Source organism: Mycobacterium sp., from assembly GCF_049608025.1.
Taxonomy (GTDB): domain Bacteria; phylum Actinomycetota; class Actinomycetes; order Mycobacteriales; family Mycobacteriaceae; genus Mycobacterium.
In genome coordinates this window covers 4233-4458 of sequence record NZ_JBMYXC010000097.1, presented here as the reverse complement: position 1 = coordinate 4458, position 226 = coordinate 4233, and the positions used below count along the sequence as shown (strand labels likewise).

At 69.5% G+C, this 226-nt stretch carries 1 pseudogene; it reads right to left on the bottom strand.

From position 1 onward, the window contains the following. A pseudogene (locus ACPGXI_RS17675) lies at positions 1-226 on the bottom strand (lysine--tRNA ligase); the annotation flags it as partial.

Below are 226 nucleotides of genomic sequence, written 5' to 3'. Positions count from 1 at the left end.
ACTCCTGCCCGACCCGATCGAGGCTGACCATCGCCTGCAGCTGGGCTCCATCGCCCTCCTGCAGCATTGCGAAGCAGAGCTTGCCGGAGTTACGCGCGAAGATCACCCGCCCGGCGACTCCGACCCGCTGACCCGTTTCGGTGTTGGCCGCAAGGTCCGGGTAGGCCTGGCGCACCGCGGACAGGCTGTGGGTCCGGGCCACCTCCACCGGGTATGGCTCACGCCC